Origin of the sequence: Cohnella sp. GCM10020058 (assembly GCF_042683485.1) — a bacterium.
Classification (GTDB): Bacteria; Bacillota; Bacilli; order Paenibacillales; family Paenibacillaceae; genus Cohnella.
The window spans coordinates 371,148-397,526 of the sequence record NZ_JBHUJV010000009.1; the positions used below are offsets into that span (position 1 = coordinate 371,148).

At 60.0% G+C, this 26,379-nt stretch carries 22 protein-coding genes; 10 read left to right on the forward strand and 12 right to left on the reverse strand.

Features of this window, described 5'->3' with window-relative positions; genetic code table 11:
* Positions 1-177: 177 nt before the first annotated feature.
* Positions 178-2,355 (reverse strand): beta-glucosidase BglX, encoded by a 2,178-nt coding sequence (gene bglX, locus ACFSR7_RS17180; RefSeq protein ID WP_378163605.1) that lies wholly within the window; start codon positions 2,353-2,355, stop codon positions 178-180.
* A 302-nt stretch (positions 2,356-2,657) separates the two neighbouring features.
* Here bglX and ACFSR7_RS17185 point away from each other — a divergent pair, with 302 nt between their 5' ends.
* Positions 2,658-3,632, forward strand: a complete 975-nt coding sequence (locus ACFSR7_RS17185) for a LacI family DNA-binding transcriptional regulator (protein ID WP_378163606.1) — start codon at positions 2,658-2,660, stop codon at positions 3,630-3,632.
* A 72-nt stretch (positions 3,633-3,704) separates the two neighbouring features.
* On the forward strand, positions 3,705-6,500 hold the full coding sequence (locus tag ACFSR7_RS17190) for a glycoside hydrolase family 3 protein (RefSeq protein ID WP_378163607.1): 2,796 nt from the start codon (positions 3,705-3,707) through the stop codon (positions 6,498-6,500).
* Between the two features lie 101 nt (positions 6,501-6,601).
* Here ACFSR7_RS17190 and ACFSR7_RS17195 read toward each other — a convergent pair whose 3' ends face one another.
* Positions 6,602-7,327, reverse strand: a complete 726-nt coding sequence (locus tag ACFSR7_RS17195) for a response regulator (RefSeq protein ID WP_378163608.1) — start codon at positions 7,325-7,327, stop codon at positions 6,602-6,604.
* 12 nt (positions 7,328-7,339) lie between these two features.
* Complete coding sequence (locus ACFSR7_RS17200; RefSeq protein WP_378163610.1) at positions 7,340-8,866, reverse strand: sensor histidine kinase; 1,527 nt, start codon at positions 8,864-8,866, stop codon at positions 7,340-7,342.
* A 267-nt stretch (positions 8,867-9,133) separates the two neighbouring features.
* On the opposite strand from ACFSR7_RS17200, the gene ACFSR7_RS17205 reads away from it, so the two are divergent.
* From ACFSR7_RS17205 to ACFSR7_RS17225, 5 genes are all read left to right on the forward strand, one after another.
* Complete coding sequence (locus ACFSR7_RS17205) at positions 9,134-10,438, forward strand: ABC transporter substrate-binding protein (protein ID WP_378163611.1); 1,305 nt, start codon at positions 9,134-9,136, stop codon at positions 10,436-10,438.
* 87 nt (positions 10,439-10,525) lie between these two features.
* The gene (locus ACFSR7_RS17210) at positions 10,526-11,413 is read left to right on the forward strand and encodes a carbohydrate ABC transporter permease (RefSeq protein ID WP_378163613.1); all 888 of its coding nucleotides are present in this window, start codon (positions 10,526-10,528) and stop codon (positions 11,411-11,413) included.
* Between the two features lie 15 nt (positions 11,414-11,428).
* Complete coding sequence (locus ACFSR7_RS17215; RefSeq protein ID WP_378163614.1) at positions 11,429-12,274, forward strand: carbohydrate ABC transporter permease; 846 nt, start codon at positions 11,429-11,431, stop codon at positions 12,272-12,274.
* Between the two features lie 44 nt (positions 12,275-12,318).
* The gene (locus ACFSR7_RS17220; RefSeq protein ID WP_378163616.1) at positions 12,319-13,668 is read left to right on the forward strand and encodes a glycoside hydrolase family 5 protein; all 1,350 of its coding nucleotides are present in this window, start codon (positions 12,319-12,321) and stop codon (positions 13,666-13,668) included.
* A 39-nt stretch (positions 13,669-13,707) separates the two neighbouring features.
* Positions 13,708-16,236: a beta-mannosidase gene (locus tag ACFSR7_RS17225; protein WP_378163618.1), complete on the forward strand. Its 2,529-nt coding sequence runs from the start codon at positions 13,708-13,710 to the stop codon at positions 16,234-16,236.
* Positions 16,237-16,466: 230 nt separating this feature from the next.
* On the opposite strand, the gene ACFSR7_RS17230 is transcribed toward ACFSR7_RS17225, so the two are convergent.
* The 8 genes from ACFSR7_RS17230 to ACFSR7_RS17265 form a co-directional block, all read right to left on the reverse strand.
* Positions 16,467-17,813 carry an LLM class flavin-dependent oxidoreductase gene (locus tag ACFSR7_RS17230; protein ID WP_378163620.1) on the reverse strand — a complete coding sequence of 449 codons (1,347 nt, stop codon included), beginning with the start codon at positions 17,811-17,813 and terminating at the stop codon, positions 16,467-16,469.
* A gap of 30 nt (positions 17,814-17,843) precedes the next feature.
* Positions 17,844-18,701, reverse strand: a complete 858-nt coding sequence (locus ACFSR7_RS17235; RefSeq protein WP_378163622.1) for an ABC transporter permease — start codon at positions 18,699-18,701, stop codon at positions 17,844-17,846.
* Position 18,702: 1 nt separating this feature from the next.
* Positions 18,703-19,497, reverse strand: a complete 795-nt coding sequence (locus ACFSR7_RS17240) for an ABC transporter permease (RefSeq protein WP_378163624.1) — start codon at positions 19,495-19,497, stop codon at positions 18,703-18,705.
* Between the two features lie 10 nt (positions 19,498-19,507).
* The gene (locus tag ACFSR7_RS17245) at positions 19,508-20,632 is read right to left on the reverse strand and encodes an aliphatic sulfonate ABC transporter substrate-binding protein (RefSeq protein WP_378163626.1); all 1,125 of its coding nucleotides are present in this window, start codon (positions 20,630-20,632) and stop codon (positions 19,508-19,510) included.
* A 28-nt stretch (positions 20,633-20,660) separates the two neighbouring features.
* Positions 20,661-21,425, reverse strand: coding sequence for an ABC transporter ATP-binding protein (locus ACFSR7_RS17250; RefSeq protein WP_378163627.1), 765 nt, complete (start codon positions 21,423-21,425; stop codon positions 20,661-20,663).
* Between the two features lie 265 nt (positions 21,426-21,690).
* The gene (locus ACFSR7_RS17255) at positions 21,691-22,305 is read right to left on the reverse strand and encodes a TetR/AcrR family transcriptional regulator (protein ID WP_378163629.1); all 615 of its coding nucleotides are present in this window, start codon (positions 22,303-22,305) and stop codon (positions 21,691-21,693) included.
* 604 nt (positions 22,306-22,909) lie between these two features.
* Positions 22,910-23,134: a hypothetical protein gene (locus ACFSR7_RS17260; RefSeq protein ID WP_378163631.1), complete on the reverse strand. Its 225-nt coding sequence runs from the start codon at positions 23,132-23,134 to the stop codon at positions 22,910-22,912.
* Positions 23,135-23,266, reverse strand: coding sequence for a hypothetical protein (locus ACFSR7_RS17265; RefSeq protein ID WP_378163633.1), 132 nt, complete (start codon positions 23,264-23,266; stop codon positions 23,135-23,137).
* Here ACFSR7_RS17265 and ACFSR7_RS17270 point away from each other — a divergent pair.
* Complete coding sequence (locus tag ACFSR7_RS17270) at positions 23,265-23,435, forward strand: helix-turn-helix domain-containing protein (protein WP_378163635.1); 171 nt, start codon at positions 23,265-23,267, stop codon at positions 23,433-23,435. The two genes, ACFSR7_RS17265 and ACFSR7_RS17270, sit on opposite strands and share 2 nt — an antisense overlap.
* 10 nt (positions 23,436-23,445) lie before the next feature.
* Positions 23,446-23,730 carry a response regulator gene (locus ACFSR7_RS17275; protein ID WP_378163637.1) on the forward strand — a complete coding sequence of 95 codons (285 nt, stop codon included), beginning with the start codon at positions 23,446-23,448 and terminating at the stop codon, positions 23,728-23,730.
* Between the two features lie 393 nt (positions 23,731-24,123).
* On the opposite strand, the gene ACFSR7_RS17280 is transcribed toward ACFSR7_RS17275, so the two are convergent.
* Positions 24,124-25,008, reverse strand: coding sequence for a LysR family transcriptional regulator (locus ACFSR7_RS17280; protein WP_378163639.1), 885 nt, complete (start codon positions 25,006-25,008; stop codon positions 24,124-24,126).
* A 136-nt stretch (positions 25,009-25,144) separates the two neighbouring features.
* Between ACFSR7_RS17280 and ACFSR7_RS17285 the strand changes: the two genes are divergently transcribed.
* Positions 25,145-26,377, forward strand: a complete 1,233-nt coding sequence (locus ACFSR7_RS17285) for an MFS transporter (RefSeq protein ID WP_378163641.1) — start codon at positions 25,145-25,147, stop codon at positions 26,375-26,377.
* Positions 26,378-26,379: the final 2 nt, after the last annotated feature.

Consider the following 26,379-nt stretch of genomic DNA (forward strand, 5'->3'; position numbering starts at 1 on the left):
ACGCCGATTGCCCGCCGTACGGGGGCAATCGGTTGGCGGTACCGAGCGCGCTTGCTGCCTGCTTCGGCTCAGCCGTCGGCTCGAAGCAGGCAGCAACTCCCGGCCCGAAACTTCAGCGTAGCCCATAATTTCTGCAAAGGAAAGCCCTCAAAGCGCGCTCCGAGGGCTTTCCTTTATTTACTTGACGAGCTTGAACGGCAGCGACGCGACGTCGCGGCTGTTCGGGCCGACACTCGCGAGGAACGCACCGGCGTCGCTTGAGAGCGTGAGGTCCGCGTGGTAATACCGCAGTTGGCTCTCGCTCAGCTCGAACGCAATCTCGGCGCTCTCGCCCGGCTGCAGCTTGATTTGGCGGAAGCCCTTGAGCTCCTTGACCGGCCGGACGACCTCGCCCGCGATGTCACGGACGTAGAGCTGGACGGTCTCGACGCCGGGTACCGGACCGGCGTTGGTGACGCGCACGGTGACCGTGATCGGCGCATCCGGCGTGATCACGTCCGCGGACAGCTTGGCTTCGCTGTATTCGAAAGAAGCGTAGCCCAGGCCGTAGCCGAACGGCAGCAACGGCTCGTTCGGGATGTCCAGGTACTGGGACACGTAGCGGACCTGCGCGTCCGGCGCGCCTTGAGGACGCCCCGTGTTGAAGGCGTTGTAATACACCGGCACCTGGCCGACGCTGTGCGGGAACGACATCGTCAGGCGGCCCGACGGATTGGCGTCGCCGTAGAGCAGGTCGGCCACCGCCGTGCCGCCTTCGGAGCCGGGGAACCATGCCTCAAGCACGGCATCCGCTTCGTCGATGACGCCGTGCAGGTCGAGCGGCCGTCCGTTGAACAGCACGGCCACGACCGGCTTGCCGAACGTCTTGACGCGGCGGATCAGCGCAAGCTGCGCTTCCGGCAGGCGGATGTCTGCCCGGCAGCCGGCTTCGCCGCTCATGTCGGAGTGCTCGCCGAGCGCGAGCACGATGACGTCGGCGTCCTGCGCAGCGGCCGCGACCTCAAGCAGCTGCGCCTCGGTCGAGTCGGACTCGATGCCGCAGCCTTCGGCGACGGTCACCGCGCCCGGAGCCGCCGCCTTGGCTCGGATCGCTTCGGATACGCGGACGACCGCGTCCTGCGATCCGGTCCACGACCAAGGCCCGAGCAGATCGCCATTGCGGGCGAAGGGACCGATGACCGCCACCTTACGCGCAGGCGAGAGCGGCAGGACGCCGTCGTTTTTCAGCAGCACGCACGACTTGTGCGCCAGCTCCAGCGCAGCCGCGCGGTGCTCGTCGCTGAATACGATTTCCCGCTCGCGCTCGGGATCGGCCGCGCGGTACGGATTTTCGAACAGACCGAGCTTGTCCTTGAGCTGCAGGATGCGCATGACCGCTTCGTCGATCAGCGCCGCGTCCACTTCGCCGGCTTCGATGAGCTCGGACAAATGCTTGGCGTAGCACGAAGTCATCATTTCGATGTCGACGCCGGCCTTCATCGCCTTCAGCGCGGCTTCGCGCTCGTCCTCGGCGATGCCGTGGGCGATCAGCTCCTTGACCGCGCCCCAGTCGGAGATGAGGATGCCGTCGAAGCCCCATTCCTCCCGCAGCAGCTTCCGCATGAGCGGCACGTTGCCGGTGGCCGGAACGCCGTCGACCGTGTTGAACGACGTCATCACCATCTCGCAGCCTTCGTCGAGCGCAGCTTTATATGCGGGCAGGTAGAACTCGCGAAGCTGGCGCTCCGACAGGTCGACGGTGTTGTAGTCGCGTCCGGCCTCGGCTGCGCCGTAGGCGGCGAAGTGCTTGACGCAGGCCGCGACCCGGTCCGGATCGCCCGACAAGTCGTTGCCCTGGAACCCGCGGACGAACGCTCTCGCGAACAGCGCGTTCAAATACGGGTCTTCGCCCGTCGACTCCATGACCCGCCCCCATCGGGGATCGCGCACGAGGTCGACCATCGGGGCGTACGTGACGTGAACGCCGGACACGGACGCTTCCTTGGCGGCGATCTCCGCGCTGCGCTCCGCGAGCGCGAGGTCCCACGAGCAGCCGATGGCGAGCGGCACGGGGAAAATCGTCTTGAAGCCGTGCACGATGTCGGCCATCATGAGGAGCGGAATGCCCAGGCGATTGCGCTCGAGATGCTTGCGCTGGACGTTGATCGTCTCCTGCGCGCCGGCCATGCCGAGCACGGATCCGGCGTTATGCACGGTATCCTCGCCGATGCCGAGCGAAGCCATCGGACCGGTGATCAGGCCGGCCTCCGAAGCGCCCTCGAAGAAGGGGACGGCAAGCTGGATCAGCTGGGCGATCTTCTCGTCCAGCGTCATCCGTTCAAGGTAGACGTGCAGGGGCAGCTTTTCTGGGGACATGATTTTATATAACCCTCTTTCTAGGATGATAACGGTTTATCGAAACGTTTCTACGGATAGTATAATTCCGCTTTCGGCAGGCGTCAAACCCTATATTTTCTGTTGATTACGGCGCCGATTTCAGATAAATTTAGAGAATGACGAATGGTAAAGGGCTTTTGCGAGCGGCTTTCCGGCCTGATTTCACATAATTGAAACGTTTCGCAGAAAATGAATTTCTCGTTTCGTGACTTTCGTAAATTATAGCTTCTCCAATCTATTGCTTCTGCAAATCATAGCTTCGGGGAAAGGAGCGGAAAAGCTTGGTCAGCATCAAGGATATCGCGAGCGCGGCGGGGGTCTCGATCTCCACGGTATCGTACGCACTGAACGGCAGCGACCGGATTACAAAGGAGACTGCGGATCGCATCCAGGCCATCGCGGACGAGCTTGGCTACGTACCCAACCGGGCCGCCCGCATGCTGAAGAAACGGGAGACGATGCTCGTCGGCGTCTTCCTGACGGATTTTAGCGGCCACTTCTACGGGGACTTGCTGTTCGGTCTTAAAGAAGAGCTGAATCGCAGAGACTACGACCTCATCGTCTGCAGCGGCCGCCGGTCGCACCGGATGATCCCGGAGCGGGCGTTCGACGGGGCGATCATCCTCGACGCGACGTTCGCCGACGAGGAGCTGATCGGCTATGCGGACCGCGGGCACAAGCTGGTCGTCCTCGACCGCGAGCTTGATCATCCCAACGTCAATCAGGTGCTGCTCGACAACAAAGCGGGCGCGACGCTGGCCGTGGAGCATCTGCTAGGTCAGGGACTCAGCCGGATCTGCGCCGTCGGCGGGCCCGAGTCGGCCTTTGACGCGCAGCAGCGGATGCGGGCGGTCAGGCAGGCGGTCGAACGCGCGCCGGAGGCGAGCCTCGAGGAGATTCCGGGCGCCTTCGACAAGGCGTCCGGCTATGCCGCGGGACCGCGGATCGCCGAGGCTGCCCGGGAGGGTCAGGTCGGCGTCTTCTGCCTGAACGACGAGATGGCCATCGGTCTGTGCGACTATTTAAGGACGCAGACCGCCCTGCAGATCGGAAAAGACGTGCACGTGGTCGGCTACGACAATATCGAGCTCGCGCAGTACATGCAGCCCCGGCTGGCCACGATCGACTACTCCAAACGCAAGTGGGGAGCGCTCGCCGCCGAACAGCTGCTGAAAATGATCGAGGGCCGGCCGGTCGAGCAGGAACGGATCTACGTACAGCTGGTCGAAGGCGAATCGGTCGGAAAAGCAAACTAGGCTAAAACGCGAGCCCCCAAACGGACGGGTGGGCTTCGGGCTTCAAGATACCATCCTGAGGAGGATACGAAAATGACGACATCGATGATCGGCGTTCCATTGGAGGGCTTCGCGGCGTTCAGCCGCACGGTAGCTGCGGAAGGCGCGGTGCTGCTAAGAAACGAGAACGAGGCGCTGCCCCTGCGGCAAGGGGATAACGTCTCCGTTTTCGGGCGAATTCAGGCTAACTATTATCGCAGCGGTACGGGCTCCGGCGGCAGCGTTCATGTGGCGTATACGACGAACCTGCTTGACGGCCTTCGCGTCAAGGAAAACGTCGCGGTCAACGAGGCGCTCGCGGCCGTCTACGAGAAGTGGATCGAGCAGAATCCGTTCGACAACGGCGGTGGCGGCTGGGCGGCGGAGCCCTGGCATCAGCGCGAGATGCCGCTGACGGACGAGCTGGCAGCCGAAGCGAGGCGCGTCTCGAACAAGGCGATCGTCGTCATCGGACGCACGGCCGGCGAGGACCAGGACAATGCGGACAAGCCGGGCAGCTACCTGCTGACGGACGACGAGCGCGCGATGCTCAGGCAGGTGACGGCGCATTTCGAACAGACCGTCGTTGTGCTGAACGTATCCAACATCGTCGACATGAGCTGGCTGGACGACGAAGCGTACGTTCATCCGATTGCCGGCGTCGTCTACGCCTGGCATGGCGGCATGGAGGGCGGCAACGCAATCGCCGACGTGCTGGCCGGAGACGTGACGCCGAGCGGCAAGCTGACGGACACGATCGCTTATGCGCTCGAGGATTATCCGTCCACCCGCAACTACGGCAACGAGCTCGCCAACCTGTACCAGGAAGATATCTACGTCGGCTACCGGTACTTCGAGACGTTCCGCCCGGACCGCGTGCAGTTCGCGTTCGGTTACGGACTGTCGTATACGACGTTCGGCCTCGCGGCGGAAGATGCCCGCCAGATCGATGCCGAAGGCGAAGCCGCCATTGCGATCGATGTCGTCGTAACGAATACGGGAACAGTCTACGCCGGCAAAGAGGTCGTGCAGGTGTACGTCGAGGCGCCGCAAGGCGTGCTCGGGCGTCCAGCGAGAGCGCTAGCGGCCTTCGCCAAGACCGGGCTGCTGCAGCCGGGAGAGTCGCAGCGCCTGACCGTCAGCTTCCCGATCCGCGCGATGTCCGCCTATGACGATGCAGGCGCCACGGGCCAAGCCTCCGCCTACGTGCTGGAGGCGGGAACCTATCGCTTCTACGCGGGGACCAGCGTGAGAAAAGCGGCGGCCGTCGCCTTCGAAGGACAAGACGGCTATGTCGTCGACGCCCTTCGGGTCGTGCGGCAGCTCGAGGAAGCGATGGCGCCGACGGCGAGCCTCTCGCGGATGAAGCCGGGGGCGCGGCGGGCGGACGGCTCGTACGAGCTCGCGTACGAAGACGCGCCGAAGCGCAAGATTTTGCTGGCGGACCGCATTGAGAGCCGCCTCCCGCAAGCGATCGCGCAGACCGGGGATCGCGGCTACAAGCTGAAGGACGTCCGAGACGGCAAGGTGGGCCTGGAAGCCTTCGTCGCACAGCTCGGCGACGAAGATCTGGCCGCGCTCGTCCGGGGCGAAGGCATGAGCAGCCCGTTGGTCACGCCGGGGACGGCCTCGGCCTTCGGCGGGGTGACCGACGGCCTGCTCGGCTACGGCATTCCGGTCGCCTCCACGTCGGACGGGCCGTCCGGCATTCGCATGGACAGCGGGCACAAGGCGACGCAGGTGTCGATCGGGACGCTGCTCGCGGCGACCTGGAACGCGGCGCTCGTCGAGGAGCTGTACGTCATGGAGGGCCGGGAGCTCGTCCGCAACGAGATCGACACGCTGCTCGGGCCGGGGCTCAACATCCGGCGGAGCCCGCTGAACGGGCGCAATTTCGAGTACTTTTCCGAGGATCCGCTCATCTCCGGCGCCTTCGCCGCGGCCTGCGTGCGGGGCATCATGAAGGGCGGCTCGAACGCCACGCTCAAGCACTTCGCCTGCAACAACCAGGAGAAGCACCGGAGCAAGGTCGACGCCGTCGTGTCGGAGCGCGCGCTGCGCGAGATTTACCTGAAGGGCTTCGAGATCGCGGTACGGGAGGGCGGCGCCAACTCGGTCATGACGTCTTACAACCCGATCAACGGGCACTGGGCAGCATCGAATTATGACCTGAACACGACGATCCTGCGCGGCGAGTGGGGCTTCGAGGGAATCGTCATGACGGACTGGTGGGCCGTCATGAACGACGCCGCGAACGGGGGAGCACCGGATCGCAAATATACGAACTGGATGGTGCGCGCCCAGAACGATCTGTATATGGTCGTCAGCAACTACGGGGCGGAGACCAACGCCTACGGGGACAACACGATCGAATCGCTGGCCGACGGGACGCTCACGCGGGGCGAGCTCCAGCGGTCCGCGGCGAACATCCTCGGCTTCATCCTGCGCGCGCCGGTCAGCGCTCGGGATAAAGTCACCCAAGAGACGGTTGAAGCATTCCCGGCGCTCGCCGCCCCTGCCACGGAGCAAGCGCAAAGCGCCCAACCGCTGGCCGACGGCGCGCGAATCGTGCCGGACGCCGCAGGTGCGGCCTTCATTCGGGTGGAGCAAGCAGGCGTCTATCGGCTGTTCGCGAGCGCCATGTCGGCCGAATCCGAGCTGGCGCAGAGCGCGAGCAACCTGACGCTGAACGGCAAACCGCTCGCGACCGTTCAGACCAACGGGACCGGCGGCGCCTGGATGCTGCACAAACTGGCGAAGGTCGAACTGGAGGCCGGCCTGCACGAACTGCGGCTCGAAGCCGTCAAGCCCGGCTTGCAGCTGGGGTGGATCGAATTCAAGAAAATATAATCGCAGAACGTCGAGGCACCCGCGAGGGTGCCTTTTTCATGCCGTCGATCGTATTGAAGATGAGGCCATTGTCACGGACGCATCATTACGCATCATTTCCCTCAAGCCCGATCGCCTCGTCCTTCTCTAAGCGGCAGGCTTCCGTTGCGTCGCGCCAGGATCTCCGGGATATGCAGCTCGCGAAGGATGGATATGACCTCCTGGACGCTCTCTTTTTCGAATTTTTTAAGAATGCTGTGGATTTGGGATTTAAGCGTCGAAGGCTCTACATGACGCATTTTGCAAATATCCTGGCGATTGTAGTCTTTCATCAGTAGATCCAGCACCTCGAGCTCCGTCGGGGTCAGGAGGGTCAGGAAATGGAAGTTGCGGAGCAGGCTGTCCTCGACCGTTTTGATGCGCTTGAATTCCCGGGTGATCTTTCCCGCGATGTTGGCATGCAGCGAAGGCATGCCGCAATACGCATCCTTGATAGCGCTCAATATGGCGTCGGCCGGCATGTTCTTCAGCAGGTAATTGGTCGCGCCCAACTCGAAGGCGCGGAACACCATGTCGTCCGTCTCGCAGACGGTGAGCATGAGTATCTTAATGTCGGGCATATAGGCCAGAATCTCCGTTGTGGCCCGCAGCCCGGCTTGTTTGTCCTCCAGCTCGATATCCATCAGAATGATGTCCGGCCGGTACAGTGCCGCCAGCATCGTCCCTTCGTAACCGCTGGCGGCCCGGCCGACGATATCGATCCCCGGATCCTTGCCCAGGATCATTTGATAGCGTTTGGCGATGAGGCTGTCGTCTTCGATAATGAGCACTTTGATGACGTCGTCCATGCGATCCATCCCCTAGTCTCTGGAAGTCCGCAGCAACGGCATGACGATGCGGAAGGCGCTGCCCTCCCCTTCCTTGCTCGCGGCGGTAATCTTGCCTCCGTGCGTCGTGATGATGGCGTGGCACAGCGATAGTCCCATTCCCCAGTTCGTAGCGGTCGGCTTGGAAGAGTAGAACGGCTGGAAGATCTGCGCCATATGCGCTTCCGTCATGCCGATTCCGTTGTCGCGGACGATCAGCTCCGCCCACTTGTTTTTGACGTTCGTCTCCACATCGATCCGCCTGGTCTTCTCCGGCACATGCTGCAGGGCGTCGGCCGCATTGGACAGGAGATTCTCGACCGCCTGCGAGAAGTAATAAGGATCGGCCATAATCGTCAGCTGCTGCGGACTTGGGGCATAGTGGACGTTTATCCGCTTCAGCTCCGCGTCTTTCTCAGCCAGAGCCTTGTCCAAGAGCGATTGGAGCGATACGGGCTGCAGCTCCATCTTCGACTTCAGCGTTTCTTTGTGAACGGCATCGAGACGGTCATAAATATTGCGGCATCGCTGCTCGATGACTTTAATCTCCTTCACGACATCCGGAGACTGCGCGCACATGTCCTCGAGGAACTCGGTTTGCGCCATGAGCGCCAGCAGTTCGTTTTTCATGAAATGGCTGAACACCCGCGAGGTCAGCACCGCCGAATCGATGTTGCGCGAGATGACCGCTTCCTGGTTTCTGATCCGATTCTGGATGCGCGCATAGGTATAGATGCCGTACAGGCTGACCAGCAGGCAAGTGCCGGCAATATAGGGGAGCAGCGCGTACATGGACGGGTTGCCTACCAGGTATATCGGCTTGAACCGAATAAACCGCGTTGCCTTCGACACCGTGATGAGCATGTCCGGCGCCCAGAAGTTGACGTAGTAATAGGTCACTTGCAGCGATATGCAGCTGATCGCGATCATCAGAATATTGCTCCGGATCTGACGGACTTTAGGCGCGTCGAACCAGGCATAGATCAGCAGAAAGACGCCTGCGGCGATATAAAACGTATTGACGACGACCGTGATCCGGTGAATCGTCTCGTAGAGGTCGACGATCTGCCGGGAACTCATCGTGCCGGGATAAAGCCGTAGATATAGCCGCTCGTAAAATACCGGATCGTACAGGACGACCTGGATCGTACAGGGGACGGCGAGAAGGAGCAAAATCAGACGGCTTTGTTTCCGTGCAAGATGGAAGGCGAAGAAAACGGCGGCGCATACGCCCGTATACAAAAACGCCATCGATGAAATATTTAAAATCCGGATCAGGGAATAACGCGGGATCGGCAGAAACATAAGCTTGTTCTGGACCCGCTGGCTCACGCCGAAGTAGTCGTACAGGCTGTAATAGTAATAAGCGTCCTTGGACATATAAGTAATAATGCAGCTGATGACCAGCAAAAAAGACAAGCCCATGCCGAGCATGAAGAGCGTCGCCCGCGTGTATTTCTGCTGGGTCAGACAAAAAACGGCGATCGCGATGAACATCAGAAACATGAAGAAAATGAACATGGACGCTCAGTCCTTTTAGAGTTAGACACCGGTAGGGTTTCCCAATCGGTTTATTTTAATTCGGCGGCGCATTCCCGTGAAGGTTGAAGTTTTATCCCCCTTGCAGGGCGGACACGACGCTTCTAAGCCTCTATTTCTATTTTAAACTATACATTACAACCCGCTTTTCGACCCTTCCTTGCCGTATTCGTTGATAAAAGTTCAACCTTATGCCGTTTCCGGCAGGGCGTTAAGATGGACACATCCAATGCATCAGGAGGGGTTAGCATGAGAAAGACGAGAAAATCGGCCTGGTCCGCCGGACTGCTGTCGACAGTAACGCTCGCGGCGGTCGTGAGCGGCTGCGGCTCGAACGGCAACAACGAAGAGCAAGGCGCGGACGCCGCACAGGAAAAAGTAACGCTGGAGTACTACACCTGGACGGACGAAGCGGATTACATGCAGAAGATTGTCGACGCTTTCAATGCGCAGAACAGCGATGTTCAGGTTCATATGAATACGATCAGCAACGATTCCGACGAGTACAATACCAAGATGATGCTGAACTTGTCCAGCGGTTCGGCGGTCGACGTATACAGCATGAACGGCACGAACGGTCTGGGACTGTATTCCTCCAAGCAGCAGCTGCTGGACATCAGCGATCGGATCAAGCAAGCGAATATCGACGTCGGCGCTTACGGTCCGATGCTTCAGGACATTACCACTACGCTCACGGGCGGCAAATATTACGGGCTGCCTTACCGGACCTCCGCTTATGCGCTGTTCTACAACAAGGCCATCTTCGACAAGGAAGGAATCGATTATCCGAAGGAGATGACCTGGGAAGCGTACGCGGAGCTGGCCAAGAAGCTGACGAAGGGCGAGGGCGCGGACAAGCAGTGGGGCGGATTCTATGCCGACTGGATTATGTATCCGATGGAGGCGCTGCAGCAGGGAAGCACGATACTCGACGACAACCTGGACCAGGTAAAGAACTGGCTTAACTATCTGGATAACCTCTACAATACCGACCAGTCCCATATGAGCTATAAGCAGATGAAGGCGGAAAGCGTCGATTGGCTCAAGCAATTCGAGAGCGGCAATGTCGCCATGATGATCAACGGCGAATGGACGATCAACATGCTCAAGGCGGACATCGCCGCAGGCAAAACGGACATCGGCTTCGACATGGCGATGCTGCCGCAGCCCGCAGGGGCGAAGGATCCGACAACGGTCGGCGGATTGAGCACGTTCATGGGCATCAGCCCGCGCAGCGAGCACCAGGATGCCGCCTTTAAGTTCGTCCGGTACGCTACGGGCGAAGAGGGCGAGACCGTCATCGCGAACGCCAGCGTACTGCCGGCTTACTCCAACGACAAGACGAAGGAAGCGTTCCTTACCGCTACGGGTCTGCAAGGAAGCGGCGCGTTCTTCGAAGCCAAGACCGTGATCGGCGACCAGCCGATACCGCAGATCGACTCGGTGAACAGCGCTTACAACGAACAATTGGAGCTGTTCCTGTTCCATGAGCAGGATGCGGACACGATGCTCAAGAACTTCGTTGAACGACGCGACAAAGCCGTCAAACCTTAACGGAAGCATACGGTCGGCTGCCCCCTGTATCATGGCGGCAGCCGATCTTTCCGAACGGGCGGTTAGAAAGGAAAGGAGCGGACCTCCATGATCAGACGTCTTAGGCGAAGCAGGGAATATGCGACGGGAACTTTATTTATCCTTCCCGCGCTCGTTCTTTTTTTCGTGTTTATTTTCGCCCCGCTGGCATACGGCTTGTATCTAAGCTTTACCGATTACGGCGGATTTGATCTCAAGCCCGGTTTTATCGGATTCGACAATTACAAGGACATGCTGCAAGATGACTATTTTTTGATCTCGCTTAAAAACAATTTGATCTACACCGTCATTTTCGTGCCGTTGACGCTTGCGCTTGCGCTATTCTCGGCGCTTGCGCTGAACGGCGTCCTTCATCTGCGCAAATCCTTGCGGATGGCGTTTTATTTCCCTCAGATCACGTCGATGGTATCGATCGCCATCGTTTGGGGGCTGCTGCTGAACCCGATGCGCGGCCCGATTAACCGCATGCTGGAGGCGATCGGCATTGCCCATCCGCCCGAATGGCTCATGTCCTCCCGCTGGGCGCTGCTGGCTGTCGTGCTCGTCGCGGCCTGGAAGAGCTTCGGCTATTACATGATTATATTGCTGGCAGGCATCCAGGGCATTCCCGAATACTTGTACGAGTCGGCCAAGCTGGACGGCGCAGGCGCCTTCAAGCGTTTCCTTTATATCACGCTGCCGAGTCTGTCTCCGACGCTATTCATGGTGGGCGTCCTCACGGTGATCAGCTCGTTCCAAGTGTTCGATCTCGTATCGGTAATGACCGACGGCGGACCCGGGCGCTCGACCAATGTGCTTGTGTTCCGCATTTATCAGGAGGCGTTCATTAACTACAAGATGGGCTACGCCGCAGCGATGTCCATCGTGCTGTTCGCGATCATCATGGTCGTCTCCGTCATTCAATTCCGCCTGGAGAAAAAATGGGTGAACTACTAGAAAGGAGGGAATAAGATGCCGAATGTTTTCGGAAACAAGGGATGGAACAAGCTGCTCTACACGCTATTGCTGGGCTTGCTCGTCCTTAGCTCCGTCGCGGCGCTGTTCCCGTTTCTCTGGATGATCTCCGCTTCGCTGCGGACCGATGTGGATCTGTTCAAGAACCCGATGGACTGGATCCCCGGCTCGCTGTATCTGGATAATTACAAACAGGTCTGGACCTCGATTCCGTTCGGCACTTATCTGTTCAATACGTTGAAGCTCTCGGTCATCGCCACCGTGCTGCAGGTTATTATCTGCTCGATGGCGGCTTATGCGTTCGCCAAGCTCAAGATTCCGTTCAAAAATTTGATTTTCATGCTTTTTATGACGAATCTGATGATGCCCTGGCATTCGATTATGGTGCCTCAGTTCAATATTGTCCGACATCTGGGGCTATACGACACGCATACGGGCTACGTGCTCGTTCAGTTGTTCAGCGGCTTTGGTATTTTCCTGCTTCGGCAGTTTTTTATGTCGCTTCCCAACGAGCTGAACGAGGCGGCGCGGATCGACGGCTTGAGCGAATGGGGGATCTACTGGCGCATCGTCATGCCGCTCTCCCGCGCGGCCGTATCCACGCTGACCATCTTTACTTTTACGTACATGTGGAACGACTATCTGGCTCCTTTGATCTATATTCAGCAGGATTCGCTCAAGACGCTGCAGCTCGGCCTGAAGGCTTTCCAGACGGAGCATACGATGGACTACGGGCTGCTGATGGCCGGCACCGTGATCGCGACGATCCCCATGATGATCGTCTTCCTGATCGGAGAACGCTTCTTCACCAAGGGCGTCGCCACGACCGGGATGAAAAACTAACGAAGGCATTCAAATAGAGAAGATAGAGGAGCGGAACAAAACCGATGACAGACCTATCAAAATTCGTTCAAGTATGCGGAGAGCACTTTACGGTCGACGGCCGGAAGATTTTATTCCGCGGGTTCGGCCTGGGCACCTGGATGAACCTGGAGCACTTTATGATCGGCCTGCCCGGCACCGACACGATGATTAAGCAGGCATTCGCGGACGTGTACGGCGCAGAACGAAGCCAGGCGTTCTTCGACCGATTCCTGATCGAGTTCGTGGACGAGCGGGATTTTGCTTACATGAAAAGCTTGGGCGTGAATTCGCTCCGGATTCCGTTCAATTACAAATACTTTATCGACGATCAGCATCCGGAGAGCGAGAAGGAGGAGGGCTTCGTCCACCTCGACCGGATCGTCTCGCTATGCGAGAAGTACGAGATCTACGGCATTCTCGACCTCCACAGCGTGCCCGGAGGACAGAATCCGGACTGGCACTGCGACACGTCGAGCGGTCTCCCGCTGTTCTGGGAATTCAGCGCGTTGCGCGATACCGTCATCGGCTTGTGGGGCCGGATCGCCCGCCGCTATCGGGATCAGCCGTGGGTCGGGGCCTACGATATCGTCAACGAGCCATCCCTGGTCAAGGACGCTGACGTCTTCAACTCGTTCTACCGGAAGGTCATCGCGGAGATCCGCAAGCATGACGAGCGTCACATTATTTTCATCGAGGGCAATGCTTTCACCACCGACTTCTCCATGCTTGACCCGGTAGACGACCCGCAGGTAGCCTATGAATTCCATTTTTATCCCTTCGTAGACGAGCCGGAAGTGCTCTCTCCCAAGATGGACAGGCAGCGGCGCCGGGAGATTTTCAAGACGGCATTCGACAAGCTGTTGACGATACGCGACAAGTATAAACGCCCGGTATGGTGCGGCGAGCTGGGGGTCGGCCTTCATCCGGAGACGATCGAATTCGAGGTCGGTATCCTCGAGGACATGATCGATCTGTGCGAGGACAACGATGTGTCCTGGGCGCTGTGGTCTTACAAAGACGCCGCAACGATGAGCCTCGTGTTTCCCAAGGCAGAGACGCCTTGGCGCCGGCTGACCGGCCGAATTCGACAGGCGTGGGATCAGGCGCGCGAGCAGGAGATGGGCGAAGCCCTCGTCGACTATATGGCGGAGACTTTCTTCAAGCCGATCTCCAAGGAATTCCGGTACCCGCTGCAGTTTCGGATGCGGACGATTATGCAGGCCGTCTGCGTTGAGCAGAATCTGAAGCCGTTCCTGCGCGAGCTGGCGTGGGAGGAAGCCCTCCGCCTGCCCGAATCGTTCCGCTGGGATCAGTGCGAGACGTATGGAGAGCTGGACAAGCTCATACGGAAGTACACGGAGAATGCAGGCTGACAGCCTTTACTCAATTAATGCCCGGAGGGATAGACAGCGATGATTTTTAATTTGAACGGCAAATGGAAGGTGACGCACCTTCCTTATCGTCATTCCGTATCGGACATTCTGGAAGACACCTTCGTGCCGGAGGGCTGGCTAAGCGCCGAGATCCCCGAGGAGATCCACGCTACGCTCAGGAAGGCGGGGATCATTCGCGGGCACGTCTACGACAAGGATACGGACGAGGAGAAATGGATCGAGGAATCGGACTGGGTCTATTACAAGGAATTTTTTGCGGACGACGCGCTGAAGGCGCAAAAGGTAACCCTCTCGTTCGAAGGGCTGGATACGTTTTGCGATATTTATCTGAACGGCGTGAAACTGGGCTTCAGCGAGAACATGCATGCGCCGTTCGCGGCCGATATCGCGGGACTGCTCCGGTACGGCGCGAGAAACGTGCTCGTCGTGCGATTCTACTCGCCGGTCAAGCATGTCGCGGGCATGGACCAAAACGGCATCTTCTCGATCACGACCAGCGACCGTATTCTGGCGCGCAAGGCGCAGATGAATTATTCCTGGGACTTCTGCGGACGCTGCGTCACGACGGGCATCTGGAAGGATGTCCGAATCCACGCAACCGACGATGCGCAGCTCGGCGCTTATTATCTGTACACCAAAAGCGTGGACGATCGATCGGCGACGATCGGTCTCGAGGTTGAGATCGAGGAATTGGCGGGCGATACGGGAGAATACAGCATCGCCGTCAGCCTCGAAAAGGACGGTCGGCAGGTGTGCGCCAAGGAAGATAGCCCGGTGTCGTTCGAAGCGCTGGAGCTGGTCGTCGAGAATCCGCTCCTGTGGTGGCCGAGGCCTTACGGAAACCCAGAATTGTACGATTTTTGCCTGACGCTGAAAAAGAACGGGCAAGTCATCCAGGAGAAGCGCCAGAAGTTCGGAATCAGAACCGTGGAGATCATTCAGGAGGAGCAGGGCGACGGCAGATCGTTCCTGTTCGCGGTCAACGGCAGGAGATTGTTCATACGCGGCGCGAACTGGGTGCCGACCAAAATGGTATATACGGATATTGCGGACAAGGATTACGAGGACCTGATCGAATACGCCGCGGAAGGCAACCTCAGCATGCTCCGGATCTGGGGCGGCGGCATCTACGAGAGCCCACGAATGTTCGAGCTGTGCGACGAGGCCGGCATCATGATCTGGAACGACTTCATGTTCTCCTGCGGCATCTATCCGCAAAATGAGAGCTTCCTGGCCAATGTCGCCCGCGAGGCTGAATATGTGATCAAGACCTACCGGAATTGGACCTCGCTCGTCGTATGGGCCGGCGACAACGAGAACGGCCAGGCCTACGGCTGGGCCGGCAGACCCTACGAGTTCCAGGAAGACAAGGTGAGCAACGTCGTGCTCGACGAGGCGTGCAAGCGGCTGGATCCGCACCGTTTCTATATGCCGACTTCGCCGTACAGCCCGGATGAGTTTTACAAAGGCGGCGACAACCCCTCGTCTCCGTACCAGGGAGATTCGCATTTTTACATCATGTCGGCGGACCCCGGCGTCAACGCGAACCGCGATTACGGCAAAAACTATTATAAAAAGATCAGAAGCTTCAAGCCCCGGTTCATGAGCGAGTTCGGCTTCATCAGCCTGCCCGAGAAGGATACGTTCTACCGCTTCAACTTCCGGCGGGAACCGCTGCGCTACAGGGGAGAGCTGGTCGAGTTTTTACCTTTCAGCAACGAATATATCGATCATGCCGATCATGACAAGACGATTTATTACAGCCAGACCTACAACGCCATGGCGCTTAAATACTGGATCGAGTACTTCAGAAGTTTGAAGTGGACCTGCTCCGGTTCGCTGTACTGGAAGTTCAACGATCCACTGGCGGATTGCGCCAAGGGAGGCATCTTCCCTTCGCATATGGCGACGGTCGACATGTACGGGCTGCCGAAGATGACGTACTACTACACCCGTAGAGCCTATGACGATCTGATCGTCTCCTGCGTAGAGACCGACGCCGGCTACGACGTCTATGCCAGCAGCGAGCTGCTGGAGGACGTAGCAGGGCGGCTCGTCGTCACGCGCCGGGACTTCTCGGGGCGGATCCTGGCCTCCAAGACGCTGGCCTGCACGGCGCTGCGCGACGATTCGACGGTGCTGTGCAGCCTGTCCGATGACGAGTTCAAGCCAAAGAACGCTTTCGGCGAATATATCAAGGTCGAATTGATAACGGACGGCGGGGTATTCGAAAACCGGTATTTCTTTGCCGACATCGGCGAGATCAACCGTCTTAGCCTTGGCGACGCCGGACTCAAGATCGTCGGCGCCTCGCGCAGCGGCAGGGACATCGTCATCGATTTGAAGACGGAGCGCTATGCGCGCAACGTCCGCCTGAACATCCTGGACCGGCGCGCGAAATACAGCGACAATTATTTCGAAATGGATGCCGGCGGCGAAAAGCAGATCGCGATATCGCTCCGCGATGCCGAAGGCGCAGAAGATACGGTCTTGTATATCGAAGGCGAGAACGTGAGCCGCACGACGCTGTCTTTGGCCACGATCTAGGCGCTGATCGCCGGTCATGCACGAGCTGCTCTGCTTCGGACTTTCCCGCAGGGAGCGCCGGGGCGCGGCGGCCGGGACGACGAAAGTCTCGGCCTAGGCTCAAACGTACAGGAAAGCACATCAAGGAAAGCACATCAAGGAAAGCACATCAACAACAAGACCGCCGGGGCGATCGCACCGGCGGTCTTGTCGTTGATGTGCCGTTCAAGCCGCCTTCGCTCCGTCCGCGATCAGGCTTGCGCCGCCGCGGACTTGAAGTGGCCGATTGCCGGCCGCGGCAGGCCGAGGTGTTCGCGAAGCGTCGAGCCTTCGTATTCTTCGCGGAACAGCCCCCTGCGCTGGAGGATCGGCACGACATGATCGACAAAATCGTCGAGGTCGCCGGGCAGGACGGGCGGCATGATATTGAAGCCGTCGCACCCGTATTGCAGGAACCATTCCTCGATCATGTCGGCCAGCCGTTCCGGCGTGCCGACGAACTGCAAGTGGCCCCGCGCGCCGAGCAGCCTGCGGCCGAGCTCCAGCACGGACAGATTCTCGCTGCGCGCCAAGTCCATGATGAGCTGCACGCGGCTCTTCATGCCGTTGGACATCCCGACCGGATCTGGAATCTCCGGCAGCGGCCCGTCGACCGGATAGCCGCTCAGGTCGAACTGCAGCATGGCGGACAAGAAGCCCGTCGCCTCTTCCGGACGGATGAGATCGAGCAGCTCGCGCTCCCGCCTGCGCGCTTCGTCTTCCGTCGAGCCGAGAATCGGCGACAGTCCAGGCATGATTTTCAGGCTGTCCTCCGCCCTGCCGTGCGCGACCAGCTTCGCCTTCACGCTCTTGTAGAAAGCCTGCGCGCTCGCGAGCGTCGGCTGCGCGGTGAAGATCACCTCGCCGATGCGCGCCGCGAAGTTCTGTCCGGGCTCCGACGAACCGGCCTGGATCAGCACCGGATAGCCTTGCGGCGGACGCGGGACGTTGAGCGGGCCGCGGGAGAAGTGCCATTTGCCCCGATAGTCGCTGGCATGCAGCTTGGACGTATCCGCGAACACGCCCGCCTCCCGGTCCATGACGAGCGCGTCGTCCTCCCAGCTGTCCCACAGGCCGGTCACGACGTCGACGAATTCCTGCGCCATCTCGTAGCGGAGACCGTGCTCGGGATGCTTGTCGCGGCCGTAGTTGAGCGCTTCCGCGTCCGTCTGCGACGTGACGATGTTCCAGCCGGCCCGGCCGCCGCTGATCCGGTCGAGCGTGGCGAACTTGCGCGCCGTATTGTAAGGCTCGTTGTACGTCGTCGACATCGTGGCCGTCAAGCCGATCTTGTCCGTGACCATCGAGAGCGCCGACAGCAGCGCGATCGGGTCCATCATGCCCGCCGCGGCCGCGCCGGGGTAGATCAGGTGCAGCAGGTCCGCGAAGAAGATCATGTCGAGCTTGCCGCTCTCCGCTTTTTTCGCCATGCGCACGTAGTTGTCGATATCGAACATCTGCTCCACGCCGGATGACGGATGGCGCCAGCCTGCATGATGATGTCCGGTAAAGTATAGAAATGCGCCCAGATGAAGTTGTCCTCTGCTCTGAATCGCCATTGCGGTCACTTCCCATTCTTGAGTATGTGGTCAGCCCTTGTGCGTATGCCGCCAGCGCAGCCAGCGTCTCTCCAGCAGCCGCACGCCCGAGTCGCACAGCTTGCCGACGAGCGCGAACAGAAGGATGCCGACGAAGACGATGTCCGTCTGCGCGTACACGCGAGCGTCCTGAATCATGTAGCCGACGCCCGCGCTGGCGCCCATCATCTCGGCTACCGCGAGCATCAGCCAGGCGACGCCCGACGAGAGCCTTACGCCGAGCAGAATGTTCGGCAGCGCGGCCGGCAATACCAGCTTCGTCAGTAGCTGAATCCGGGAGAAGCGCAGCGTGCGGGCGACCTCGTAAAGCTTGAAGTCCGCGCTGCGCACGCCCAGGAAGGTGTGGAAATAAAGCGGGAAAAACGACCCGAGGCCGATAAGCAGCCACTTGGACAGCTCGCCGACGCCGAACCAAAGGATAAACAGCGGGATGACGGCGAGCAGCGGCACGGTGCGAATCATCTGAATCGTAGGATCCAGCGTGCGTTCCGCCCATTTGCCGAGTCCGGTGAACAAGCCGAGCAAGAGGCCGGTCGCGCCGCCGAGCAGGAAGCCGCCGCCTGCCCGGATCAGACTGACTCGCAGGTGCGTCTCCAGCTCGCCTGAAGCGGCGAGGCGAACGAAGGCTGCCGCGATCGTTGACGGAGCGGGCAGCATGGAGGCGGATACCCAGCCGAGGTCGGCAGCGAGTTCCCAGACTGCGAGCACTACGAGCGGCAGCAGCCAGCCATGCGTCCAGCGGGGCAGGCGTGAGCGGGCGTGTCCCGATGCCGTTTTCGTACCTGCACGTGTCCTTTCCTCGCGGGCGGCAACCGCCGGCGAATCCGTTCGAAGCGAAGGCGCCGCCATCTCAATCCGCCCCTTTCATCGTGTGCTGCCATCGCAGCAGCCGCCGTTCCAGCAGCTTTACGATCTCGTCCGTCACCTTGCCGACCGCAGCGAAAACGATAATGCCCACGAACACGACGGAGGTCAGCGAGAACGACCGCGCGTCGTTGATAATATAGCCGAGCCCCGAGCTCGAGCCCATCAGCTCGGCGACGACCAGCCCGAGCCAGCTGACGGCGACCGACAGCCGCACGCCCAGGAACAGCGACGGTAGGGAAGCGGGAATAATCAGCCTCGTGACCGTCTCCCAGCGGGAAAACTGAAGGACGCGTGCGACGTCGATCAGGTTCCGGTCGACCGAACGGACGCCGAGGAACGCATTGACGTATAGCGGGAAAAACGCGCCTTTGGCGATCAGCAGCAGCTTGGACGTCTCGCCGAAGCCGAACCACAATATAAACAACGGCGCTACGGCAAGGTGAGGCAGCGTCCGCAGCAGCTGCAGCGAAGGATCGAGCAGCCGCTCCGCCCGGAGCGAGAAGCCGACCCATACGCCGGCCGCCAGTCCAAGCGCGCCTCCGATGAGGAATCCGAGCATGGCGCGTCCGGTCGAGATCGCCAGGTTGTGCTGAAGGTCGCCGGATGCGATCATCCGGCCGAACTCGCGCGCGATCTCGGCGGGCGGCGGCACGAGCACCGCGTTGACGAGCCCGTAGGCGGCGGACAGCTGCCAGACGGCGAGCACCGTCAGCGGCAGCAGCGCGCCGACGAGCGCGTTCATCATCCGGCCGGACAGCCGGTATCTCGTTCCCTGCATCGTGGGCACCTCACTTTTGGCTGTCTTGCTGGACTTGCTTGAGCGCTTCCTCGATATACGTGTTGTCGATGACGTCCGCTACCTTTACTTGCTTGCGGATCGTGCCGAGCTCGAACTGGAAGTCCGCCGTCTTCTGCTGCTCCGCGGCCACCGCGTCCGATACCGGAATATTGATGAACGTGCTGCGCGCCTGAATGCCCTTGACGACGTCCACCGGGATGCTGCGCTCCTTCGCGTAGCGATCGTAAGCTTCGTCCTTGTTGCCGTCCTCCCACAAACGCGCCTGCTCCAGTACCTTGAGATACAGCGTCACGAGCTCGGGATATTTCTTCACGAAATCGCCGCGTACGAGCTGGTAGGAGGGGGACAGCACGCCGGCGCTCTCGCCGTCGGCGAGCACCCGCGCCTTGCCGGTCAGCGTATTGAGCGTAATGTAAGGGTCCCATACCGCCCAGGCGTCAACCTTGCCGCCTTCGAACGAAGGCTGCGTCTCGTCGGGCTGAAGCTGAATGACCGACAGGTCGGATTCCTTCAAGCCTTCCTGCGCGAGCACCCGATAGAGGAAGTTGTAGGCGTTGCTGCCCTTGGTCACCGCGACCTTTTTGCCCTTCAGGTCGGCGACTGTCTGGATGGCGCTGTCTTTAGGCACGATGATCGCGACGTTGTTCTTGCCTTCGAGCACCTGCGATACGATCTTGAAATCGACGCCTGCCGCCTGCGCCGCGATCGGAGGCATATTGCCCATGCCCGCAAAGTCCAGATGATTCGACGCCATCGCCTCGACCATCGGCGGACCGCTCTGGAATTCGATCCATTCGACCTTCGCGCCGACTTCGGCAAAGGCATTCTCGAACCACTTCTCCTCCTGCGCCTTGCCGAACAGGCCGCCCTTGCCCTGCACGCCGAGGCGGACCGTCAGTCCGTCATAGGACGTCGTCTTCGCCGGCTCCGCCGAAGACGAAGCGGATGGCGAAGGCGAGCCGCTGTCCGCCGCAGCCTGCGAAGCGCTCGCACTGCCTGCAGCAGGGCTAGCGTTGCCGTTGCCGTTCTTGGCGCCGCAGCCTGCCACGATCAATACCAATATCAATGCCAGCAGCGACAGCGCGCCGCCTTTTACGGATCTTTTTCTGTTCATGTGTTTGAACTCCCTCTTTTCGTTAGCTTTAGATGCCGGCGCCGAGCTGAATGCCCGGCGCTTCTACTTTTTCGAATTCGCTCAGCACCCGCGTCCGGAGCTCCTGGAACGAAGCGCCCGTCCGCTTGCGCGGATAGGGCAGGTCGATGCCGATCACGCTGCGGATGTGGCCGGGCCGCGGGTTCATGACGACGACGCGCTGTCCGAGGAATACAGCCTCGTCCAGGTCGTGCGTAACCAGCAGCATCGTGGTGCGGCTGGTCTGCCAGATATCCAGCAGCGCCTCCTGCATATGCGAGCGGGTGAACGCGTCCAGCGCGCCGAACGGCTCGTCGAGCAGCAGCACGTCGGGCTTGCGGAGCAGCGCTCTTGCGATGGCGACGCGCTGGGCCATGCCCCCGGAAAGCTCGCGGGGGTAAGCTTTTTCGAAGCCCTTGAGTCGGACGAGCTCGATCAGCCGGTCGACCTCCTTGCGGATCGCGGGGTCGCGCAGCGACAGGTTGGCTGCGATGTTGCGCTCGACGTTCAGCCAGGGGAACAGCCGGGGCTCCTGAAAAATCACGCCCTTTTCGACGCTCGGTCCCTTGATGGCCTTGCCGTTCAGGGTCACCGTGCCGCTGTAGGCCGTGTCAAGCCCGGCGATAATCTTGAGCAAGGTGCTCTTGCCGCAGCCGCTTGGGCCGATGAAGGTCACGAATTGCCCTTGTTCGACTTGCAGCCGGATCTGATGCAGCGCGACGATGTCCCCGGAGGGGGACGGAAACGTTTTGTTTAGCCCCTCGATCGCCAGCATCTCGTCAGCTCCTTTGTTTTAATTGATTGAACCTACCCGATTACTTGGTATTTGGCAAATAAAAAAAGAAAACTAAAGTCCTGCGCATGATGCGAAAGCGTACTCGCATAAGGTGCGCGTCCGAGCGGACTTCAATCTCCAGTTGGTCTGGTCGATTCATTCCGTTGCACAAACCGAATTATCATTCGGGTTGTGGCTATTTTATCAACAGAGCCGCAGAGGTGTCAATACGTATTTTCAAGCGCATTTCAAGCGCAGCCTGGCGCTAGGCATCCCTTGCGGCACCGTCCGCAAGAAACAGCCGGACGACGCCCTCCGCCCGAATGCCCACAGGAACCTCTACGCCCGGCGCCCGCTGCAGCGTCAGCCCCTGAATCAAGCTGACAAAGTAAAGCGCCAGCTCCGTCGGCTCCCCCGGCACGACGCTGCCTTCGCGCTGTCCTTGGGAGACGATCTCCGCGACAGGGCCGAGATTGGCCGTGAACCGTCCCGTGACCTCGCGGCGGAGCTGGTCGGTCGACGTCTCGGACATTCTCGCCGTATGGATAAGCAGCGTATAGGCCCAGCTGTTGCCGAGCGCCAGCCAGGCTTCGCTGATCGCGCGCAGCTTGTCCGCCGCGGGGAGCTCCCGTCCGGCGACCTCCGTCACGAACGCGCCGTATCCGGTCTGCCCGCGCTTCAGCAGCTCCGCGAAAATCTCGTCCTTGGACTTGAAGTAATGGTACACGTTGCCGACGCTTACGCCGGCGGCGGCCGCAATATCGCCGATGCTCACGGAGCCGATCCCTTTGACCGCCATGATCTCGATGGCCGATTCAAGAATATGGGCGAGGCGCTTTTCGCGCATTTGCTGGTCTTTCTCCACGTTTCTAGGTGACATGCTCATTCCTCCCGGCTTCATTATAGCGTCCTTCGGGCGATTTGCCAGCATCGGGTCAGACCGGGCGCAAGGGCGCGAGAGGGGCGCGGGAAGGGCGCAAGAGGGCACAGAGGAGTCCGAGAAGGGCGCGGGAAGGGCGAAAGAGGGGCACGAGAGGAGCGCGAGAAGGGCACGGGAACGCGGAACGCCAAAAAGCGCCTCGGAGGGCGCTCTTCAGCGAAAGAGGCAGCGCTTTCCTTTTTGATCCGGGTGCGGCCATCCGTGGACAGGTAAGCGCGTTTGCGGCGTGAAGTCGACAGCCGATACGCGCCGCTGCCCGACGTGCCGGCGCTTTTGGGATGTTCTGCTGGCCGAAAAGCCTGCATTTGTACATGAATTTTCTGCCGACCGACGGCACTTGATGAAAAGCCTGCAAATGTGCAGGCATATTCGAAGCGCAGGCCGAAAATCCGGCTAATGGAGGAAAATACATGCGCTTTTGCATCTTTTTATCTCCAAAGGATAGACATCGGCGAAAATAGATGTATATTTGCAGGCATTAAGGCGATAGAACGACCGACACCGACCGTCACGTCATTCTCCGATCGCGAGCCGGTCAGCGCCATCAAACGCCCGTATACTTGCGCACAAGCGCCGCCAACGGCTCGCAATAGTCGCAGTGCGCCCAGTGAAACGACTCCGGCAGCCGGTAGGCCGCCTCCCATGGCAGTTCCTCAAGGAACGGCTTCAGGTTCTGCTCGACGCAGATTGCCTGCATAATCGTGCGCATCCGGAACTGCAGCGGATAGCGCGCTTCTGCAGAGATCGGCTTGAAGTACGTCCGGGCCATTTAGTCGAACAGCGCTTCTCCCTTTGCCTGCTCCTCGTGTTGGTTCCATACTTGTTTGATCTTGCCCGAGAGCAGTCGCCAAGGCGTGTCTTCTCGCGGGTATGCGATGCCTATGACGGTAGCGTTCTTCATGAGCGAGCCAATCATCAAGGTACTGATCGTCGAAGACGACGATCTGATCGCCAAGCGCTATCAGATGATCCTGTTCAAGGATTCGCAGATCGAATGCGTCGGGCGGGCGACCGGCGGCTACGAATGGACGATGCTCGCGGCGCTGTACCGGCCGGATACCATTGGATAAACAGGCGGGCATGCGGGCGACGTCGGAGATTCTGGCGTACAAGCCGGAGATCAAGGTCGTCATGCTGACCGTGTGCGAGACCGACGACACGGTGTTCCGCGCCTTCGAGCTGGGCGTCACTAACTATTTGCTCAAAAATATACCGGCCTCCGCCATCCTGAGTGCCGTCAAGCATCCTGAAAAAATTCGGCAAGGACAGCGTGCAGGAGGTGAACGCGTTCTGCATGAGCTGCACATCCCCGAGATTCTCGCGCAGCGGAAGGGGAGCCTGCCGGTGCGGCGGAGCGCGGAGTAAGGCGAGAGGACGGGAGTCGAAAGGATACGGGGCGCAAGGATGGGCCGCAAGTATGGAGCCGTTTCGCAAGTCCGATTACGGACTGCGGGGCGGATTTTTGTTTGTGCGGTTACGTGCGGCGCGGGATGTCGGGAGTACCTCAGACCAGCAGCACATAAGTGTCGCCTCGTCGTTCCCACGAAGAACCAACCCAACCGGCCAGACACCCGAGTCGCACTGTTGTTCCCAGGTAGGAACAAACCCGACCAGTCAGACGCCTGAGTCGCGCTGTTGTTCCCACGTAGGAACAAACCCGACCAGTCAGACGCCTGAGTCGCGCTGTTGTTCCCAGGTAGGAACCAACCCGACCAGCTAGACGTTCGTCCTAGCCGGAGCGGTCGTTTTTGCGATTGCCTACAGCTTCCCGAAAAACTGAATCGCGAACTGCCGGAAGTGCACGGCGGCTTCGGACAGGTAATGCTTCCGGTTCCAGGCGATGCCGAACGTCCGCCTGCATACCGGCTCCGCGATCTTCACCTGGACGGTGTCCGGGCTCGAAGCTCGGTTGCCGAGCGAGAGCGGCAGGGTGAAGGTGATGCCCAGCCCCATCTCGACGAGCGTCTGGATCGCGCTCACTTCTTCAAGCTCGAAGGCGACATGCGGTTCGAATCCGGCCTGGCGGCAGAAGCTGTCCGTAATTTCCCTGAAGTTGGACCTCGGCGACAGCGCGATGAAGGGCTCGTCGGCCGCTTCGGCAAGCGCGATGCGCTCTCGCCCTGCGAACCGGTGCCGCTTGGGCACGGTCAGGCACAGTTCCTCTTCCGCCAGGGTCAGCCACTCGATATCGGGACCTGCGATCGGCGTCGAGGAGACGCAGAAGTCGATGTCGGCATTTGCCAGCTTCGTCTTCATCTCAAGTACGGAGCCGAGCTGATGCTGGATGATCCGGACATGCGGATGCGCGGTCAGAAAGTCCTTGAGCAGCGTCGGCAGCACATAGGGGAGCGTCACCGAGATCGAGACGATGCCATGATCGGGTCCCGCCATGTCCGCCAGCTCGCGCTCGCCCTCCTCCAGCTCGAGAAACGCCTGCTCGACGCGTCTCAGATACGTTTTGCCGAACGCATTGAGCTTGACCTGCCGGCCCTGGCGCACGAACAGCGGCACGCCGAGCCGCTTCTCGAGCCGCCCGATCGCATTGCTCAGCGAGGGCTGGGACACGTTAAGCTCCTTGGCGGCCTTCGTAATATGCTCGAGCCTCGCCACGGCTTGAAAATATTTGAGCTGCAAAAACTCCACCGCTTGATCGCGCTCCTTATATAACGTTCATGTGATCAATTTATCATAAAATTAGTATTATACATGATGAATCGGCGAGGCTTATAATGTTTGCACACTAGAGAAGCTTTATGAGGAGAATGGAGAGCGTACTGCTGTGATCAAGGAGAAAATATGGACGAGAGACTTTGTCGTCGTTTGTTTGAGCAGCTTTTTTATGTTTTTGACGTTTTATATATTGGCCACGGCCTTTCCGCTTTACGTGAAGGACAGCATGCATGGCAGTCAGCAGCAGATGGGCCTCGCGATCACGATCTACGTCGTCGGAGGCGTGCTGGGCAGGCCGCTGTCCGGCATGTGGGCGGACCGGTTCGGCAAAAAAAGGATGACGGTAATCGGCTTGGCTGTCTTCCTGGCCGCTTGCATCGCTTATTTCGGTGCGAAAGGGATGCTGCTGTTCCTCGCGGTGCGCCTTGTGCACGGAGTCAGCTATGCCGTAGCGTCGACCGCTTCGAGCGCGGCCGCCACTTCGCTCATTCCCCGCACGCGGCAGGGGGAAGGCGTCGGGTACTACAGCATGTTCATGAGCATCGCGATGGCGATCGGGCCGGCGCTCGGCCTGTGGCTGTGGAAGGACAAAAACGTGGACGTGCTGCTGCTTGCGGTATGCGTCATCGCGGCGTTGTCGCTCGCGTTTGGGATTGGCATGCGGGTGACCGGGACTAGGCCGGAGCCGGATCGGCCCGCCGCGCCTGTGGCGGCGAATACCGGGGCGAAGAAGGGCCGCCTGCATTGGAGCGACGTGATCGAGCCGAAGGCGCTGCCGATCTCGATCGTCGGCTTCGTCGTATCGTTCGCTTACAGCTCGCTGTCAGGTTTCTTCGCGGCCTTTACCGAGGAGATTCATCAGACGCATGTCACGGCGCTGTTTTTTGTCGTGTTCGCGGTGATGATCGTCGCCTCCCGTCCCGTCATCGGACGGGTGTTCGACCGTTACAAGGAGCATTATCTGTACTATCCCGGCATCGCTCTGTTCGCGATCGGCATGATCGTACTCGGCCAGGCGCACTCCAGCGCCGCCGTGCTGCTGACCGGCGCCGCCATGGGCATCGGCTACGGGGCGCTCCTGCCCTGCTTCCAGACGCTGGCGATCAAGCTGGCGTCCGAGCACCGGAGAGGGAGCGCTACGGGCACGTTTTTCCTCATGTTCGACCTGGGCTACGGCGTCGGCTCCTACTTCATGGGCATGATCGCTTCCGTCTCGGACTACCGTATGATGTACGCGGGCGCGGGATCGATCGCGTTGTTGTCCGTGCTGTTCTACGTCATGCTGCACCATCGCCGGCGCGCGGCGCCTCCCGCGCGGGAAGCGCAGGCGAAGACGGCGTGATG

Coding starts and splice junctions, on each gene's coding strand:
- ACFSR7_RS17215 (WP_378163614.1), top strand. CDS start 11,429: ATGCCGAATGTTTTCGGAAACAAGGGATGGAACAAGCTGCTCTACACG.
- ACFSR7_RS17210 (WP_378163613.1), top strand. CDS start 10,526: ATGATCAGACGTCTTAGGCGAAGCAGGGAATATGCGACGGGAACTTTA.
- ACFSR7_RS17245 (WP_378163626.1), bottom strand. CDS start 20,632: ATGAACAGAAAAAGATCCGTAAAAGGCGGCGCGCTGTCGCTGCTGGCA.
- ACFSR7_RS17190 (WP_378163607.1), top strand. CDS start 3,705: ATGACGACATCGATGATCGGCGTTCCATTGGAGGGCTTCGCGGCGTTC.
- ACFSR7_RS17255 (WP_378163629.1), bottom strand. CDS start 22,305: ATGTCACCTAGAAACGTGGAGAAAGACCAGCAAATGCGCGAAAAGCGC.
- ACFSR7_RS17270 (WP_378163635.1), top strand. CDS start 23,265: ATGAGCGAGCCAATCATCAAGGTACTGATCGTCGAAGACGACGATCTG.
- ACFSR7_RS17220 (WP_378163616.1), top strand. CDS start 12,319: ATGACAGACCTATCAAAATTCGTTCAAGTATGCGGAGAGCACTTTACG.
- ACFSR7_RS17235 (WP_378163622.1), bottom strand. CDS start 18,701: ATGGCGGCGCCTTCGCTTCGAACGGATTCGCCGGCGGTTGCCGCCCGC.
- bglX (WP_378163605.1), bottom strand. CDS start 2,355: ATGTCCCCAGAAAAGCTGCCCCTGCACGTCTACCTTGAACGGATGACG.
- ACFSR7_RS17195 (WP_378163608.1), bottom strand. CDS start 7,327: ATGGACGACGTCATCAAAGTGCTCATTATCGAAGACGACAGCCTCATC.
- ACFSR7_RS17225 (WP_378163618.1), top strand. CDS start 13,708: ATGATTTTTAATTTGAACGGCAAATGGAAGGTGACGCACCTTCCTTAT.
- ACFSR7_RS17275 (WP_378163637.1), top strand. CDS start 23,446: ATGCGGGCGACGTCGGAGATTCTGGCGTACAAGCCGGAGATCAAGGTC.
- ACFSR7_RS17240 (WP_378163624.1), bottom strand. CDS start 19,497: ATGCAGGGAACGAGATACCGGCTGTCCGGCCGGATGATGAACGCGCTC.
- ACFSR7_RS17260 (WP_378163631.1), bottom strand. CDS start 23,134: ATGGCCCGGACGTACTTCAAGCCGATCTCTGCAGAAGCGCGCTATCCG.
- ACFSR7_RS17230 (WP_378163620.1), bottom strand. CDS start 17,813: ATGGCGATTCAGAGCAGAGGACAACTTCATCTGGGCGCATTTCTATAC.
- ACFSR7_RS17265 (WP_378163633.1), bottom strand. CDS start 23,266: ATGAAGAACGCTACCGTCATAGGCATCGCATACCCGCGAGAAGACACG.
- ACFSR7_RS17205 (WP_378163611.1), top strand. CDS start 9,134: ATGAGAAAGACGAGAAAATCGGCCTGGTCCGCCGGACTGCTGTCGACA.
- ACFSR7_RS17200 (WP_378163610.1), bottom strand. CDS start 8,866: ATGTTCATTTTCTTCATGTTTCTGATGTTCATCGCGATCGCCGTTTTT.
- ACFSR7_RS17250 (WP_378163627.1), bottom strand. CDS start 21,425: ATGCTGGCGATCGAGGGGCTAAACAAAACGTTTCCGTCCCCCTCCGGG.